We start from the raw sequence: 16,635 nt of genomic DNA, 5'->3' as shown, positions 1-16,635 counted from the left end.
GGGATCAGTCTCCGGTCGCGTACGCCACGAAGTCCGCCCATGCCTCCGGCGCGAGGGCAAGGCGGGGGCCGGTGTCGCTGTACTTGGAGTCGCGGACGTGGATGGCGCGGGGGGTGTTGGCGACCTCGACGCAGGAGTCACCTTCGTTGCCGTCGCTGTAGCTGCTCTTGAACCAAGCCAGTTCGGAGGCGTCCCCGGCGGAGGCCTTGCGGATCATGTTTCTCCCAGCAGTTGCTCGATGAAGGCCAGCGACTCCCCCGGCGGGAGGGCCTGCGCCCGGATGGTGCCATACCGCAACTCAAGGATGCGGAGGTGCCTTGGGTCGGAGATCGGCCGTCCACTGAACGCACCATCGGAGCGCCCCACGGCCGTTCCGTCCTCGAACTTCAGCAACTCGATCTTGCCGTCCAGGCCCGGATGAGTCTCCCGGTGTGTCGGCATCACCTGGAGCGAGACGTTACGCAAACGCCCCACCTCCAACAGACGTTCGAGCTGCTGCTGCCACACCATTGTGCCTCCGAGCGGCCTCCGGAGCGGCGCCTCTTCCAAGACGAAGCTGAGGGCGGGTGCAGGGTCCCGATCGTAGATCGACTGCCGAGCCATGCGTGCGGCGACCATCCGCTCGACCTCCTCCTCCGAGTACGGAGGTTGCCGTGACTCGAAAGCTGCCCTGGCGTGCTCAGGTGTCTGCAACAACCCGCTGATGCTATGGCACACGTACACCGCGATCTCGACCGCCCGCGCCTCCATCTGTGCCAGGTCCCGCACCTTCTTCGGGTACCGGACCTTCGCCACGTCCTCCTTCATCGCGGCGAGCAGTCCACCCGCCCCCAACACCTCGTCCGCCCTGTCCAGATACTCCGGCCGAGGAATCCGCTTCCCGCTCTCGATCTTGTAGACGAGGTCCTCGCCGTACCCCACCGCCTTGCCGAAGTCGCCGGCCCGCATGCCCACGGCCTCCCGCCGGAGCTTCAACTGCCGCCCCACGGTCGCCACGACCGCGACACCCCACTCGTCGTCCGGGTCCACCTCCCACCCCGGCTCGTCAGCCTCGGTCCTGAGCTGCCGAACCTCGCCGTCCACCGACATGCGCGCCCCTCCGTCGTACCGCCTCGTACCAGCCACGCCCTACCCGTACGCGCCGCCCCGACAAGCCCGGACACCACCGGACAACGACCGGACAGTGACCGTCCGCAACCAGCACGTCACTCTCACGGTAGGCACATCCGGCCACGCTGAGTGACGTGAACCGGAAACTCCCCCAACCCGACGGCCACATCCCCAACTTCAGCGCCCTGCTGTACCCCACGCCCCGAGGCGCCCGCCTCGCCCGCCCGCTCGCCACCGCACAACTGCCGGTGTGGGGCTTCCCGTTGGACCCGACGCAGCTCATCGTGGCCCAACCGGCCGGCAACGCCGCAGCTCACGGCCGCGTCCCCGGCCGGAGCTTCCGGCTGCTGCTCCACGTGGCCGGCACGACTCTCCGCATCGGGGTCACGGACACCCGCCGTGACCGGTTCCCGCACCGCCGCCCCGCGGCACCGACCGAGGAATCCGGCCGTGGTCTCACCCTCGTGTCCGCCCCGGCCGCCCGCTGGGGTGTGATCCCGGGCCTGCCGCCCCGCAAGACGGTCCGGGCCGAACTCACCTTCGCCGCCCCGCAAACACCGGCACCCGACGGCCTGCGCTCCGGCCGGACCTGCGCTCCCTATGAACTACTCACCGGGGAGAAAGAACCCAGCCAAGCCCCACCCCTCCCTCCCGCCGGGCAAACTCACTCCCGCGAGTGAATATGCCCAATTGGGCTGGCTTTCGGCCCGGTTTGCTGCCGTACGCTCAGCGCCAGCAGCACACGGACAACCCCAGACATGCGACGGCCCTCGCCGGGACTGGCATCCCAGTGCGAGGGCCTGACCACCGAGGAAGAGGACGCTTCCCGATGGACACCCAAAACCCTAGCGCGCCCTCGCGCGCCCAGTCCCGTATCGCGGGGAAAAACCACCCCGACGGGCAGCGGACCGCCGGCGTCGTCCACGACCACGTCCGCCACACCGAGAACTTCACGGTGATCGGCAACGACCTGGCCCAGCACCCGGAGCTGTCCCTGCTCGCCATCGGACTGGGCTGCTACATCCAGTCGGTGCGGCCGGGCACCGCCGTGGACATCAAGACCCTCGCCGCCCGCTTCCCCGAGGGCCCCACCCGCATCGCCGCCGCCCTGCGGGAGCTGGAAACCCACGGCTACCTGCGCCGCAGCCGCGAACGCACGGACACCGGCCGGATCGTCACCCGCACGGTCTCCTGCAACCGGCCCGGCCACCGCGCCGCCCGGGAGACGGCCACCCCCAGGTCCGCCACCCGGCGCACGCCCCCCGACAAGCCCGCGCCACGCAAGCGCCTCCCCGCCGTACCCCGGCCCGCGTTTCCCGCCCCCGCACTCCTCCAGAAGGCGGTCGACGTCCTCGCCGGCCTCCGCCGCCACGACCCGCGCCTCCTCCTCTCCGCCACCGACGCCGAGCACCTCGCCCCGGGCGTCGCCGCCTGGCTGGAACGCGACCTCACCCCCACCGCCGTACGCCACGCGCTGACCTCGAACCTGCCGAACGAGCCCCTGGTCCGCCCGGCCGCCCTCCTCGCGCACCGCCTCACCGCCCAGCTACCGCCTCCGCCGCCGTTCCGGGCCCCGGCCTCACCGGCCCCCGAACCACGCCACCCCCTCCAGAACTGCGAGGGCTGCGACCACGCCTTCCGCGCGCCTGAACCAGGTCGCTGCCGCGACTGCCGAACCGGTCTCCCGGGGGCCGCCTAGCATGAACGTGACGATCCTTGCCCCTCGGCACGGACGACGAGGAGCGAGCGCCATGAGCATCGCCCCGGACAACCCGCAGCAGGGCGCCTCCCACCTGTACCAGGCCATGCGGGACTTCGTTCAGTCCATGGACGCCACGCTGCCCGGGACGTTCGAGATCACCAAGGAAGGGATCGTCCACGACACGATGTCGCGGGGAGGGCCTCACGAGGTCACGGCCGCACACATCAGCCGCCGTCTGGAAAGGCTGATGCCGGACGAGTTGCCGGCCCACACCGGCACACCCGATGTGGAGGACGAGCCCGAGGGCATCATGCGCCGCAGAACGACTGGGTCACGAAGATGCGCGACCACCCCCTCATGGGCGTCCCCATCTACGTGATCTTCGACCCGCGTACGGGCGAGGGCGCCGTCCTCACCGAAATCCACACCACCCACGACGGCCCCCGCTACGCCACCCGCAAGGACTTCGTCTACGGCGAGGACGTCACCATCGCCGACTGGACCGTCTCGACCCGCAATCTGCCGCTCTACCGGAGCGAGGGCAGCGAGCAACGCTGAGGGACGGCGACAGGGCCCCCACGTGCGCACACCGCCGGACGAGTGGAACAGGTGGCGGCCGACGCCGAGAGGCTCGGAACCGTCACGGCTCCGAGCCTCCTGAAACGGCGCCCGACCTACTTGGGCTGCGGCTTGTGCACCGAGAGGTGCAGCTCCTTCAGCCTGGACTCCTCCAGCTCCGTCGGCGCGCCCATCATCAGGTCCTGGGCGTTGCCGTTGAGCGGGAAGGAGATGGTCTCGCGGATGTTGGGCTCGTCGGCCAGCAGCATGACGATGCGGTCGACGCCCGGTGCGATGCCGCCGTGCGGCGGGGCGCCGAAGCGGAAGGCGCGCAGCATGCCGGCGAACTCGCGCTCGGTGACCTCGCGGTCGTAGCCCGCGATCTCGAACGCCTTCAGCATGATCTCCGGCTCGTGGTTCCGGATCGCGCCGGAGGACAGCTCGACGCCGTTGCAGACGATGTCGTACTGCCAGGCCAGGATGTCGAGCGGGTCCTGGTTCTCCAGGGCGTCCATACCGCCCTGCGGCATGGAGAACGGGTTGTGCGAGAAGTCGATCTTTCCGGTGTCCTCGTCCTTCTCGAACATCGGGAAGTCGACGATCCAGCAGAAGCGGAAGACGTCCTCCTCGAAGTGGCCGGCCCGCTTGGCGGTCTCCACCCGCACCGCGCCCATGATCTTCGAGACCTCGGCGAACTCGCCCGCGCCGAAGAACACCGCGTGTCCGGGCTCCAGGCCCAGGCGCTCGGTGAGGACCTTGACGTTCTCCTCGGTGAGGAACTTGGCGATCGGGCCGCTGAGCGCACCGCCCTCGCCGACCCGCACCCAGGCCAGGCCCTTCGCGCCCTGCTCGACCGCGTACTCGCCGAGCTGGTCGAAGAACTTGCGGGGCTGGTCCTGGACCGCCGGGACCGGCAGCGCGCGCACGTGCTTGCCGGCGAACGCCTTGAACTCCGAGCCCTCGAAGACGTCCGTGATGTCGACGAGCTCGAGCTGGGCGCGCAGGTCCGGCTTGTCGGAGCCGTACTTCATCATCGCCTCGCGGAACGGGATCCGCGGGAACGGCGAGGTGACGTGGCGGCCGTTGCCGAACTCCTCGAACAGCTCGGTCATCAGCTTCTCGACCGGCTGGAAGACGTCCTCCTGCTCGACGAAGCTCATCTCGACGTCGAGCTGGTAGAACTCGCCGGGCGAGCGGTCGGCGCGGGCGTCCTCGTCACGGAAGCAGGGCGCGATCTGGAAGTAGCGGTCGAACCCGGAGATCATCAGCAGCTGCTTGAACTGCTGCGGGGCCTGCGGCAGGGCGTAGAAGCGGCCCGGGTGCAGACGGGAGGGCACGACGAAGTCACGGGCGCCCTCGGGGGAGGTCGCGGTCAGGATCGGCGTGGCCAGCTCGTTGAAGCCCAGCCCCGACATCTTCTGCCGGATCGCGGAGATCACCTGGGTGCGCAGCATGATGTTGCGGTGCATGCGCTCGCGGCGCAGGTCGAGGAAGCGGTACTCCAGCCGCAGCTCCTCGTTGACGCCGTCCTCGGTGTTGATCGTGAACGGCAGCGGGCCGGCCTCGCCGAGCACCTCGACGGTGGAGACCTCGACCTCGATCTCACCGGTGGGCAGGTTCGGGTTCACGTTCTCGGTTCCACGTGAAACAACGCGGCCGTCGACGCGGACCACGGTCTCCTTGGAGAGCCGGTCCAGGGTCTCGTAGGCCTCGGTTCCGGGGCGCGCCACGAGCTGCGTGATCCCGTAGTGATCACGCAGATCGATGAACAGGATGCCGCCCAGGTCGCGCCGATTGTGCAGCCAGCCGCTCAGCCGGACGTCGCTGCCGACGTCAGAGGCGCGGAGCTCGCCGCAGGTGTGGGACCTGTACCGATGCATCGTCGTTCATCCAGCCTTCGCGGATCGGGAATTTCCGGGGACCGTTTCCCGGACGACCCCAGGGTACCGGCCGCCCCGAGATCGCCGCCCGCCCTTATAACGGGTCCTCCGCGGGGCCGCACACGGGGCCGCACACGGGGCCTCACACGGGGCTGCACGCGGGGCTGCACGCGGCCGCACGGGTTCGCAAGGGGTGCGCCGGGGGACGGGGCCGCTCGCGAGGCCCGGCGAGGGCGGAGGCCGCCGCGGTCCGGGCTCCTCGCCGGGTCAGCGGTGGCAGCGTTCGATCGCATCTTCTTACAGTGGGGCAATGCGCACTGGTGAGCCCCTCCCCACCGTGGGCGAGGTCCTCGCCTCCCTCGCGACCGGACTGTGGCGCTGGGACACGGCAACAGGAGAGGTCTCCGTGGACGCGGAGGCCGCACGTCTGCTCGGGCTGCCCACCGAACCGGCCACCCTCACCGAGGCGCAGGTGCGGTCCCGGCTCCACCCCGTCGACTGGAACGAGATCACCGGGGTCGTGCAGCTCGCGGTCGCCGAGGACACCCTGGCCGAGGTACGCATCCGGATCATGGACGCACGGGGCCGGGTCGTCCGCGTCGTCCGCAGCCGGTCGAAGCCGTCGTTCGACCCGCAGCGGAGGGCCTACGAGCTGATCGGCACCCTCCAGGAGGTCACCGAGCCGCTGCCGGGCACCCCGGCCGGACGCAGGGCGGTCACCGGCGACTGGCGGCGCTCGCGGGAGGCCTTCCTGCTCGACGCGGGCCGCGCACTGGCCGAGGCCCGGTCCACCGCCGAAGTGCTGCGGGTCGCGGCCGGACTGTCCATGCCGGGCTTCTCACCCGACGGACTGGCCGTGTTCGGCGCGGAGGGCGACCGGTTGACGATCATCGGCCACCACGGGCAGCAGTCCGGCGACGAGGGCCCCTTCGCCGCGATGGCCCTGGCCACCGACTACCCGGCCGCCGAGGTGGTGCGCACCGGCCGCGCGGTGTACCTCTCCTCGCCGGAGGAGTACCGCCTGCGCTACCCGGTGACCTGGCCGCTCGCCCAGCGGTTCAACCGCCGCTCCTGGGCGTTCCTGCCGCTGACCGTGGCCGGACGCACCATGGGCGCCTGGATGGCCGCGTTCACCTACCCGGTCGCCTTCACCCCCGACGAGCGCAGCGTGCTCACCACCGTGGCCCGGATGCTGGCGCAGGCCCTGTCGCGGGCCGGAACCGCCGAGTCCGAGCGGGAGCTCACCGACGGGCTGCAACGCTCGATGCTGCCCCTGCTCGGCCCCGGCATCCCCGGTATGAGCATCGCCGCCCGCTACGTCCCCACCGGCGGCGGACTCCAGGTCGGCGGTGACTGGTACGACGTGATCCCTCTGCCCGGCGGAAAGTTCGCGCTGGTCATCGGGGATGTGCAGGGGCACGATGTGCGCGCGGCGAGTCTGATGGGCCAGCTCCGCATCGCGCTGCGCGCCTACGCCGCCGAAGGGCACCGGCCGGACGCGGTGCTCTCCCGCGCCTCCCGCTTCTTCTACGGCATCACGCACGCCGACGAGGGGCCGGACGGCGCCGCCGGCACTGATCCGCGCTTCGCCACCTGCCTCTACATCGAGGTCGACCCGGCGACCGGCACAGTGGAGACCTCCCGGGCGGGTCATCTGGACCCGGCGGTGCGGATGCCCGACGGCACGGTGCTGGTGCGCAGCACGGCCGGCGGGCTCCCCCTCGGCATCGACCCGGACTGCGACTACCCGACCAGCCGGCTCGCCCTGGAACCGGGCGAGGCGCTGCTGCTGTGCACCGACGGCCTGGTCGAGACCGGCGGCCACGACCTGGACTCCGGCTGGCACCGCATCCGCAAGATCATGGAGAGCCACGAGGGCGACATGGAGACCCTGGCCGACGCGCTGGTCCAGGCCGTGCACGGGCCCTCCTCGCACCACACCACCGGCCCACTGGCCGACCGCCGCGAGGACGACATAGCGCTGCTCCTGCTGTGCCGGGACGGCGAGGTGTGCGGCTGCGGAACGCCCGCCGCCGCACGGCCCCCGGTGCGGCGGACCATGCTCACGGTGGCGCAGACCGAGCCGGAGTGCGTCTCCGTGGGCCGGCGGCACCTGCGCGCGCTGCTGCACGACTGGCCCTGCCCGGACCAGGTGGACTCGGCGGAGCTGCTGGTCTCCGAGATGCTCACCAACGTCCTGGTGCACACCGACTCCGACGCGCTGCTCGTCGCCGAGATCGTCGGCGACCCCGGTGCCCGCATGATGCGCGTGGAGGTCGGCGACGCGGGCGACGACCTGCCCCACAAACGCCGACCTGGCGAGCTGGCCTCCTCCGGGCGGGGCCTGGTACTGATCGAACTGCTGGCGGACTCCTGGGGGGTGGCCCCGCGCGGCGAGGGCAAGAGCATCTGGTTCGAACTGCGGGAACCGTCCGCCGCCGAACCGGCGAGCCCGCAGGACGCACGGGCAGCGGACCCGGAGGGGGCGGTCGCGGACATGGACCCGGCGGACGCGTTCTGAGCGGACCCGGGTCGGCCGACGCACGGAAGCTGCAGCGGCAGCGACGGCACTCCGTGGGAGCCCGCAGTCGCCGGTCGCCCTCGGACGTCCTCCGGCCCCCGGCACCTAGGCTCCCGGCTCCGGGGCCTCCGGTCCGCCGCCGCCGTTCTCTCCGCTCTCTCCGCCGCCGGTGCTCTCCGGGGGCTGCTGCCCGCCCCGGCCGTCCCGCAGCTCCTGGACGATCCCGAAGGCGGCCGCGGTGAGCGGCACGGCGAGCAGCATGCCGAGAATGCCGGCGACCGACGCCCCGGCGGTGATCGCGAGCATCACCACCGCCGGATGCATCTGCACCGTCCTGCTCTGGATCGCCGGCTGGAGCACGTGCCCCTCCAGCACCTGCACGGCGAGCACCACACCGAGCGCCCACAGCGCGATGGCGAAGCCGCGGTCCGCGAGCGCGACCAGCACCGAGATCGTCCCGGAGAGGAAGGCGCCGAGGTAGGGGATGTACGCCCCGACGAAGACCAGCGCGCCGAGCCCGACGGCGCCGGGCACGCGCAGCACCAGCAGCCCCGCGGTGATGCACACGGCGTCGATGAGCGCGATGAGCGTGGTGCCCCGCATGAAGCCCTCGACGGCCTGGAAGGCGCGCCGCGCCATGGCCTCCACGGTGTCCGCGGTGCCGCCCGGGGCGAGGGAGCGCAGGGTGTCGGCGGCCTTGTCGGAGTCGCGCAGGAAGAAGAAGACCAGCAGCAGCGCGAGCACGCCCATGGCGACGGCCTGGCCGACGACGCTCACCCCGCTGATCACGTTGGAGGCGGCCGTGCCCCCGAACCGGGACAGCAGGTCGCGGCCGTTGGAGGCGAGGTCGTCCAGCGAGGTTCCGGCCGCCCCGAAGTGGTCCGCGACACTCTTCGCCGCGCTCTTGAGCGAGGCGAGGATCTGGTCCCCGGTCTCGACCAGCGCGGCCACCACGATGTAGACCGCACCGCCGACCACGGCGAGCACGGCGACGCAGGTCAGGCCGGCGGCCAGAGACCGGGGCAGCCGGGCCCTGACCAGCGTCCGGTGGAAGGGGCCGAGCAGCGCGGTGCCGAGCAGTGCGAGGAGTACCGGGGTGACGGCCGTACGGAACTCCGCACACAGCCGGACGCCCACCCAGACGACACCCGCGACGAGCAGCAGCACGGCGCACCAGGCGCCGAGACGGCGGACCGGCCGGGGCAGCAGCGGGGGCGGGGAGGCCTGCACCCTCCCCAGCCGATCACGGACCGCGGACCGGTGCCGCGCCGGGGACGGCCGCATCGGTCCGTCAGGGTGAAGCCCCCGCCGGCGGGGCAGCGGAGAGCGGCCGGAGACACGCCCGGTGACCGGGCAGGAGGACACCGGCCGAAGGCCCGTGCCCGGGGACGGGCACGGGGGACACGGGCACGGGGGACACGGGAACGGGGGACGGGCACGGACGGCATGGGGACGGGCCCGTCCCCGGGCCCGGGAACGGACATGGGCACGGACGGCATGGGAACGGGCGGGCATGGGCACGGCGCCCGGGCCGCGGGACGGGGCACGCAGGTCGGCGCCGGGGGTGCGGACGGCGGTCCGGGGCGCGTGGGCCATGATGGAGGCGGCAGCCAGCAGTCAGCGCGGCGACCCGGCAGGGGCGCGCGCCCCTCAGGGTCATCGGTGGTCATGGAGAGCAGGACGAACGTCGCGGACCGTCTGCGCCGCGCGGTGCGCGGCGTCCGCAGGCCGCGTCGGCTGATCGTCGTCCTCGCCGCCGTGCTCGCGCTGGCCGTCGCCGCGGTGCTGGTGGTGAACGACCACCGGGTCGCCGCCGCCCCGCACGCCGCCGACCCCCGGTGCGCGAAGGTGGTGGACCGGGCTCCCGGCTCGGTGCGCTCCGCCTCCCGCGACTGGACCATCGGCAGGGGCGTCGTCTCCTGGGGCGGCGGACGGCTCGTGCTGCGCTGCGGGGTGAACGAGCCGGGCCCGACGGGCAACCTCTGCCTCTCCGCCGACGACGTGGACTGGGTGCTGGACGAGAAGACCCTGCAGGAGAAGGGGGTGAGCGTCCTGCGCACCTACGGTCGCTCCCCCGCGGTCGAGGTCGACTACTCCGGGCCGCGGGAGAACGTCGGCGGCATCCTGGCCTCGCTCGCGGACTCCGTCGACTGGATCCCGCAGCACTCCAAGTGCCTGGGCCTCGGCGACACCCTGTAGGCGGCCGAGGCCCGGACGGCGACGGTGCCGGTCGGCACCCGGTCAGGCCTGCGGACCCTCCTCGGTCATCCCGTGCACCGCGGGCACGGTGCCCAGACGGCCCTTCTGGAAGTCCTCGAAGGCCTGCATCAGCTCCTCGCGGGTGTTCATCACGAACGGGCCGTAGTGCGCCATCGGCTCCCGGATCGGCTGTCCGCCGAGCAGGACGACCTCCAGCTCCGGCGTGTGCGAGTCCTGCTCACCGTCCGCGCGGACGGTGAGCGAGGACCCGGCACCGAACACGGCCGTCTGCCCCAGCTGGACCGGCCGGCGCTCGGCACCCGCGCTGCCGCGGCCCGCCAGCACGTAGGCCAGGCCGTTGAAGTCCTCCCGCCAGGGCAGCGTGATCTCCGCGCCCGGTGCCAGCGTGGCGTGCACCATCGTGATCGGGGTGTGCGTGATGCCGGGGCCCTGGTGGCCGTCCAGCTCACCGGCGATGACGCGGAGCAGCGCGCCGCCGTCGGCGGAGGCGAGCAGCTGGACCTGGCCGCCGCGGATGTCCTGGTAGCGGGGGGCCATCATCTTGTCCCTGGCCGGCAGGTTCACCCACAGCTGCAGCCCGTGGAAGAGGCCGCCGGACATCACCAGGTGCTCCGGCGGGGCCTCGATGTGCAGCAGGCCCGCACCGGCGGTCATCCACTGGGTGTCGCCGTCGGTGATGGTGCCGCCGCCGCCGTTGGAGTCCTGGTGGTCGAAGATCCCGTCGATGATGTAGGTGACGGTCTCGAAGCCGCGGTGGGGGTGCCAGGGGGTGCCCTTCGGCTCGCCCGGCGCGTAGTCCACCTCACCCATCTGGTCCATCATGATGAACGGGTCGAGGTGGCGGTAGTTGATCCCGGCGAACGCCCGGCGCACCGGGAATCCCTCGCCCTCGAATCCGCTCGGCGCGGTGGTGACCGCGAGCACCGGACGCGCGACGGCATCGGCGGGAGCGGTCACGCGGGGAAGCGCCAGCGGGTTCTCGACGGTCACTGCAGGCATGGTCGGTACCTCCTTGGTACGCCCACTTTAGTTGAGCGTTGAACTTCCTGCCACCCACAACAGAAAGAGCCCGGAGGGCATTCCCTCCGGGCTCCAGACCGGCCCACCGTTCCCGACCGGCCCACCGACTCCCGACCGACCCACCGCTCCCGACCGGCCCACCGGCTCCGGACCGGCCTCGACCGGACCGCGGACCCGTGGCGCGGGCGCGGCACTCAGCCGTACATCCGGCGCATCGCGAAGTCGACCATCTCCTCCACCGCCTTCGCGTCGAACACCATCCGGTGCTCGCCCTCCATGTCCAGGACGAACCCGTACCCGGTCGGCAGCAGGTCGATCACCTCCGCGCCGGTGATCACGAAGTACTTGGACTCCTTGCCCGCGTACCGGCGCAGCTGCTTCAGCGAGGTGAACATGGGGATCACCGGCTGCTGGGTGTTGTGCAGGGCGAGGAAGCCGGGGGTGTCGCCGCGCGGGCAGTAGACCTTCGAGGTGGCGAAGATCTGCTGGAAGTCCTCCGAGGTCATCTGCCCCGTGGTGAAGGCGCGCACGGCGTCCGCGAGCGAGGGCGGGGAGGGCTCGGGGTACAGCGGCTGCTGCTGCCCGTACCCGCCGGACATGGGCTGCTGGGGCGCGGCGTACTGCTGCTGGGCGCCGCCGCCGTCCATGGGCTGGCCGTATCCGTACATGCCCCAAAGAGTAACGAGTCACAGATGGGCGGCTCGGGGTTGCTTCTTATTACCGGCGGGTAGCATCATCGGAGTCACTTGTTGGTACGTGAACTAGCGCGAGGAGACAGTGCCTCGCCGATCTCTTCCTACGGAGCCGTCGTCATGGGGCACTACAAGCCGAATCTCCGCGACATCGAGTTCAACCTCTTCGAGGTCCTGGGCCGCGACAAGCTGTACGGCACCGGCCCGTTCGAGGAGATGGACACCGACACCGCCAAGAGCATCCTCGAGGAGCTGACCCGCCTCGCGGAGAACGAGCTGGCGGACTCCTTCACCGACGCCGACCGCAACCCGCCGGTCTTCGACCCGAAGACCAACACCGCCCCGGTGCCCGAGTCCTTCAAGAAGAGCTACCAGGCCTTCATGGACTCCGAGTACTGGCGGCTGGGCCTGCCCGAGTCGATCGGCGGCACCACCGCGCCGCCGTCGCTGATCTGGTCGTACGCGGAACTGGTCCTGGGCGCCAACCCGGCCGTGTGGATGTACTCCTCCGGCCCGGCCTTCGCGGGCATCCTCCACGAGGAGGGCAACGAGGTCCAGAAGCACATAGCGAAGATCGCCGTCGAGAAGCAGTGGGGCTCCACCATGGTCCTCACCGAGCCGGACGCCGGCTCGGACGTGGGCGCCGGCCGCACCAAGGCGGTCCGGCAGGAGGACGGCTCCTGGCACATCGAGGGCGTGAAGCGCTTCATCACCTCCGGTGAGCACGACATGGCGGAGAACATCCTCCACTACGTCCTCGCCCGCCCCGAGGGCGCCGGCCCCGGCACCAAGGGCCTGTCCCTCTTCCTCGTCCCGAAGTACGAGTTCGACTTCGAGACCGGCGAGCTCGGCGAGCGCAACGGCGCCTACGCCACCAACGTCGAGCACAAGATGGGCCTCAAGGCCTCCAACACCTGCGAGATGACCTTCGGCGACCAGCACCCCGCCAAGGGCTGGCTGATCGGCGACAAGCACGACGGCATCCGCCAGATGTTCCGCATCATCGAGTTCGCCCGCATGATGGTCGGCACGAAGGCGATCTCCACCCTCTCCACGGGCTACCTCAACGCCCTGGAGTACGCCAAGGAGCGCGTCCAGGGCCCCGACCTGGCGAACTTCATGGACAAGTCCGCTCCCAAGGTCACCATCACCCACCACCCCGACGTGCGCCGCTCGCTCATGACGCAGAAGGCGTACGCGGAGGGCATGCGCGCGCTCGTCCTCTACACGGCGTCCGTCCAGGACGGCATCGCGGTCAAGGAGGCGGCCGGCGAGGACACCTCCACCGAGCACGCCCTCAACGACCTGCTCCTGCCGATCGTCAAGGGCTACGGCTCCGAGAAGGGCTACGAGCAGCTCGCCCAGTCGCTCCAGACCTTCGGCGGCTCCGGCTTCCTCCAGGAGTACCCGATCGAGCAGTACATCCGGGACTCCAAGATCGACACCCTGTACGAGGGCACCACCGCCATCCAGGGCCAGGACTTCTTCTTCCGGAAGATCGTCCGCAACCAGGGCGCCGCGCTGAACTCCCTCGCCGAGGACATCAAGAAGTTCCTCGCGCTGGGCGAGGGCGGCGAGGACCTGGCCGCGGCCCGCGAGCACCTGGCCAAGGCGGCCGTCGAGCTGGAGGCCGTCGTCGGCCTGATGCTGACCGACCTCGCGGCCACCGAGCAGGACGTCAGGAACATCTACAAGGTCGGCCTCAACACCACCCGCCTGCTGATGGCCTCCGGCGACGTGATCGTCGGCTACCTGCTGCTCAGGGGCGCCGCGGTCGCCGCCGAGAAGCTCCCGACGGCGACGGCGAAGGACAAGGCCTTCTACACCGGCAAGATCGCCGCGGCGAAGTTCTTCGCGGCCAACGTCCTGCCCGGCGTCACCCTGGCCCGCAAGGTCGCCGAGGGCGTCGAACTGGACCTGATGGACCTGGACGAGGACGCGTTCTAGGACGCAAGGGACAGCCGTAACCGCCCTCGGCACCGTCCTCACGAGGGCCCGCTTTCCGCAACGGGAAGCGGGCCCTCGTCCGTCGTTAAGGTGAACCCATGAGCGAACCCTCCCGCCCGTCCCCCGCCACCCCTACGCGGGGCGCTTCGCGCACCCAACCCTTCCACCGGGGTCACACCGACGACCTCATGGCCTTCCTCTCGGCGAGCCCCTCGCCGTACCACGCCGTGGCCACCGCCGCCGAACGGCTGGAGAAGGCGGGCTTCACCCAGGTCGACGAGACGGACGCCTGGGACGCCTCGAGCGGCGGCAAGTACGTCCTGCGCGGCGGCGCGCTGATCGCCTGGTACGTCCCCGAGGGCGCCGCGCCGCACACCCCCTTCCGCATCGTCGGCGCCCACACCGACTCCCCGAACCTGCGGGTCAAGCCGCGGCCCGACACCGGCGCGCACGGCTGGCGACAGGTGGCGGTCGAGGTCTACGGCGGACCCCTGCTGAACTCCTGGCTCGACCGCGACCTGGGCCTGGCCGGCCGCCTCACCCTGCGCGACGGGACCACCCGCCTGGTCGACGTCGACCGGCCGCTGCTGCGCGTCCCGCAACTCGCCATCCACCTGGACCGCTCGGTCTCCACGGACGGCCTCAAGCTCGACAAGCAGCGCCACCTGCAACCCGTGTGGGGCCTCGGCGACGACGTACGCGACGGCGACCTCATCGCCTTCCTGGAGCAGGAGTCCGGCCTGACCGCAGGCGAGGTCGCCGGCTGGGACCTGATGGTGCACTCCGTGGAGCCGCCCGCCTACCTGGGCCGGGACCGGGACCTGCTGGCCGGCCCGCGCATGGACAACCTGCTGTCGGTGCACGCCGGCACCGCCGCGCTGGCCGCCGCGGCCGGCCGCGACCTGCCCTGCATCCCGGTCCTGGCCGCCTTCGACCACGAGGAGAACGGCTCGCAGAGCGACACCGGCGCCGACGGACCGCTGCTCGGCTCGGTCCTGGAACGCTCGGTGTTCGCCCGCGGCGGCTCCCTGGAGGACCGGGCACGCGCCCTCGCCGGCAGCGTCTGCCTCTCCTCCGACACCGGCCACGCCGTGCACCCCAACTACGCCGAGCGCCACGACCCCACGCACCACCCGCGCGCCAACGGCGGCCCCATCCTCAAGGTGAACGTCAACAACCGCTACGCCACGGACGGTTCCGGCCGGGCCGTGTTCGCCGCGGCCTGCGAGAAGGCGGACGTGCCGCTCCAGACGTTCGTGTCGAACAACTCCATGCCCTGCGGCACGACCATCGGCCCGATCACCGCGGCCCGCCACGGCATCCGCACCGTGGACATCGGCGTCGCCATCCTGTCGATGCACAGCGCCCGCGAACTGTGCGGCGCCGACGACCCGTACCTGCTGGCGAACGCGCTGGCCGCGTTCCTGGAGGGCTGAGGAGGCCCGGGGCACGATCCGGGGCCGGGGCCGGGAGGCCACCCGGCCCCGGGAAGCCCCCGTGGTGCCTTCCGGGAGCCGGAAGGCACCACCGGAGCCGGACGGGAACCGAGCAGCCGATGCAAGGCTGTCGCCATGGCTCCTTCACCCGCGACGAACAGCATCGCGACCCGCACGGCACGCCCCGAGGACTACGACACGATCATCGCCGTGGTCGACACCTGGTGGGGAAAGCCGGTGGCAGGTCTGCTCAACCGGCTCCACCTGAACCACTTCCACGCCACCAGCCTGATCGCCGAGAGCGAGAGCGGCGATCTCGCCGGCTTCGTCATCGGTTTCCTCTCCCCGTCCCGCCCGGACGAGGCCTACATCCACTTCACCGGGGTCGCCCCGGACATGCGGCGCACCGGGCTCGCCAGGTCGCTGTACGAGCGGTTCTTCGCCGACGCGCGCCGAGGCGGCCGCACGGTCGTCAGGGCGATCACCTCGCCGCAGAACACGCGCTCCATCGCCTTCCACACCGCCATGGGCTTCGCCTGCTCGGAGCCGGTGGCCGACTACGACGGACCCGGACAGGACCGGGTCGTCTTCTCACGCCGCCTGTGACGGAACGGTCGGAGCAGGCGGCGGGGACGGGAGAGGCGCCGGGCAGGAGGGCAAGGACGGGAGGCGCCGGGCCAGGACTGCGGGGACGGGAGAGGCGCCGGGCAGGAGGGCAGGGGCGGGAGAGGCGCCGGGCAAGGAGGCTGGGCGCCCGGGTGCGGTCCACGGTCTGTCAACTCCCCGGCGGGGAATGGACGATGCGCGGCCGGGTACCCGGATGCGGCAGACAGGACCGGCGGGCCGGCCGTCCGGCCGGACCCGCTACCCGGCGTCCACCGGACGCCCGGACCCGGACCGATCTCCGGCCCGACGCCCGACCCGGGGTCCGGCCTCCGGCCGGAGACGACCGGGCCCGACCGGACCCCGACAGGAATCGACCGGACCTCGTCCGGACAGGGAGGCGACACTCATGGGCCTCGGCGGCTGCATCGTCCTGATGGCCGTGGGAGCAATTCTCACGTTCGCGACCGACTGGCACATGGAAGGAGTCAACCTCGACCTGGTCGGCATCATCCTGATGATCGTCGGCCTCATCGGCGTCGCCACGTTCAGCGGCATCCACCGGCGCCGCCGCATGGTGGTGCCGCCGACGACCGTCGTCGAGGAGGACCACCACCACGTCCGCGACGGGTACGGCATCTGACGCGCGAGCGGAGTTCCCGGCCGAGGATCAGCATTCCGCTCGCGGCACGGTACGAGGGCGCGGGAATACTCGGTTCCCGCGCCCTCGGCCCCGATCGGCGGCCCGGTGGCCGCCAGGAGCAGGGCGGCCTGATCCCCGCTGCACACGAGCACCAGGCGTCGGTGCGACGCGCCCCGTCGAGACCGACTCACGCCCGTCCTCTGCGCGCGCGTCCTCTGCGCGCCCGTCCTCTGCGCGCCCGTCCTCTGCGCGCCCGTCCTCTGCGCGCCCGTCCTGTGCGCGCGTCCTGTGCGCGCGCGTCCT

14 protein-coding genes and 1 pseudogene are annotated in these 16,635 nt (G+C 71.6%); 9 read left to right on the top strand and 6 right to left on the bottom strand.

The genetic code is table 11. The features are described from left to right. Positions 1-4: 4 nt before the first annotated feature. Together ACL02U_RS19830 and ACL02U_RS19825 are read right to left on the bottom strand one after the other, a co-directional pair. The gene (locus ACL02U_RS19830) at positions 5-217 is read right to left on the bottom strand and encodes a DUF397 domain-containing protein (protein WP_412792189.1); all 213 of its coding nucleotides are present in this window, start codon (positions 215-217) and stop codon (positions 5-7) included. After that, positions 214-1,089, bottom strand: a complete 876-nt coding sequence (locus ACL02U_RS19825) for a helix-turn-helix domain-containing protein (RefSeq protein ID WP_412792188.1) — start codon at positions 1,087-1,089, stop codon at positions 214-216. The genes ACL02U_RS19830 and ACL02U_RS19825 overlap by 4 nt, the downstream gene beginning before the upstream one ends. Before the next feature lie 155 nt (positions 1,090-1,244). Here ACL02U_RS19825 and ACL02U_RS19820 point away from each other — a divergent pair, with 155 nt between their 5' ends. The 3 genes and pseudogenes from ACL02U_RS19820 to ACL02U_RS19810 all read left to right on the top strand — a co-directional run bounded on the left by ACL02U_RS19820 (position 1,245) and on the right by ACL02U_RS19810 (position 3,370). After that, positions 1,245-1,790, top strand: coding sequence for an ATP-binding protein (locus ACL02U_RS19820; protein ID WP_412792187.1), 546 nt, complete (start codon positions 1,245-1,247; stop codon positions 1,788-1,790). A gap of 149 nt (positions 1,791-1,939) precedes the next feature. Further along, a complete protein-coding gene (locus tag ACL02U_RS19815) occupies positions 1,940-2,809 on the top strand; it encodes a helix-turn-helix domain-containing protein (protein WP_412792186.1) in 870 nt (289 codons plus the stop codon). Between the two features lie 52 nt (positions 2,810-2,861). After that, positions 2,862-3,370 (top strand): annotated as a pseudogene (locus tag ACL02U_RS19810) (Uma2 family endonuclease). Positions 3,371-3,486: 116 nt separating this feature from the next. Here the strand turns inward: ACL02U_RS19810 and aspS are convergent. Next, a complete protein-coding gene (aspS, locus tag ACL02U_RS19805) occupies positions 3,487-5,250 on the bottom strand; it encodes an aspartate--tRNA ligase (protein ID WP_412792185.1) in 1,764 nt (587 codons plus the stop codon). A gap of 310 nt (positions 5,251-5,560) precedes the next feature. Here aspS and ACL02U_RS19800 point away from each other — a divergent pair, with 310 nt between their 5' ends. Beyond that, positions 5,561-7,771 carry a SpoIIE family protein phosphatase gene (locus ACL02U_RS19800; RefSeq protein ID WP_412792184.1) on the top strand — a complete coding sequence of 737 codons (2,211 nt, stop codon included), beginning with the start codon at positions 5,561-5,563 and terminating at the stop codon, positions 7,769-7,771. Between the two features lie 105 nt (positions 7,772-7,876). On the opposite strand, the gene ACL02U_RS19795 is transcribed toward ACL02U_RS19800, so the two are convergent. Then, positions 7,877-9,001: an AI-2E family transporter gene (locus tag ACL02U_RS19795; RefSeq protein WP_412792183.1), complete on the bottom strand. Its 1,125-nt coding sequence runs from the start codon at positions 8,999-9,001 to the stop codon at positions 7,877-7,879. 438 nt (positions 9,002-9,439) lie between these two features. On the opposite strand from ACL02U_RS19795, the gene ACL02U_RS19790 reads away from it, so the two are divergent. Next, positions 9,440-9,970: a DUF3515 family protein gene (locus tag ACL02U_RS19790; protein ID WP_412792182.1), complete on the top strand. Its 531-nt coding sequence runs from the start codon at positions 9,440-9,442 to the stop codon at positions 9,968-9,970. Between the two features lie 42 nt (positions 9,971-10,012). Here the strand turns inward: ACL02U_RS19790 and ACL02U_RS19785 are convergent, their stop codons facing one another. Further along, on the bottom strand, positions 10,013-10,990 hold the full coding sequence (locus ACL02U_RS19785) for a pirin family protein (RefSeq protein WP_412792181.1): 978 nt from the start codon (positions 10,988-10,990) through the stop codon (positions 10,013-10,015). 215 nt (positions 10,991-11,205) lie between these two features. Beyond that, entirely contained in the window at positions 11,206-11,679 is a 474-nt protein-coding gene (locus ACL02U_RS19780) for an SseB family protein (protein ID WP_412792180.1), read from the bottom strand. Positions 11,680-11,823: 144 nt separating this feature from the next. Between ACL02U_RS19780 and ACL02U_RS19775 the strand changes: the two genes are divergently transcribed. The 4 genes from ACL02U_RS19775 (at position 11,824) to ACL02U_RS19760 (ending at position 16,332) form a co-directional block, all read left to right on the top strand. Then, entirely contained in the window at positions 11,824-13,650 is a 1,827-nt protein-coding gene (locus ACL02U_RS19775; RefSeq protein ID WP_412792179.1) for an acyl-CoA dehydrogenase, read from the top strand. A gap of 98 nt (positions 13,651-13,748) precedes the next feature. Further along, positions 13,749-15,086: a M18 family aminopeptidase gene (locus tag ACL02U_RS19770; protein ID WP_412792178.1), complete on the top strand. Its 1,338-nt coding sequence runs from the start codon at positions 13,749-13,751 to the stop codon at positions 15,084-15,086. A gap of 135 nt (positions 15,087-15,221) precedes the next feature. Next, positions 15,222-15,692: an N-acetyltransferase family protein gene (locus ACL02U_RS19765; RefSeq protein ID WP_412792177.1), complete on the top strand. Its 471-nt coding sequence runs from the start codon at positions 15,222-15,224 to the stop codon at positions 15,690-15,692. Positions 15,693-16,098: 406 nt separating this feature from the next. After that, positions 16,099-16,332, top strand: coding sequence for a DUF6458 family protein (locus ACL02U_RS19760; protein ID WP_412792176.1), 234 nt, complete (start codon positions 16,099-16,101; stop codon positions 16,330-16,332). Positions 16,333-16,635: the final 303 nt, after the last annotated feature.

This window comes from Streptomyces sp. MS06 (assembly GCF_047200655.1).
Classification (GTDB): Bacteria; Actinomycetota; Actinomycetes; order Streptomycetales; family Streptomycetaceae; genus Streptomyces.
This window is presented reverse-complemented; position numbering and strand designations above follow the sequence as displayed.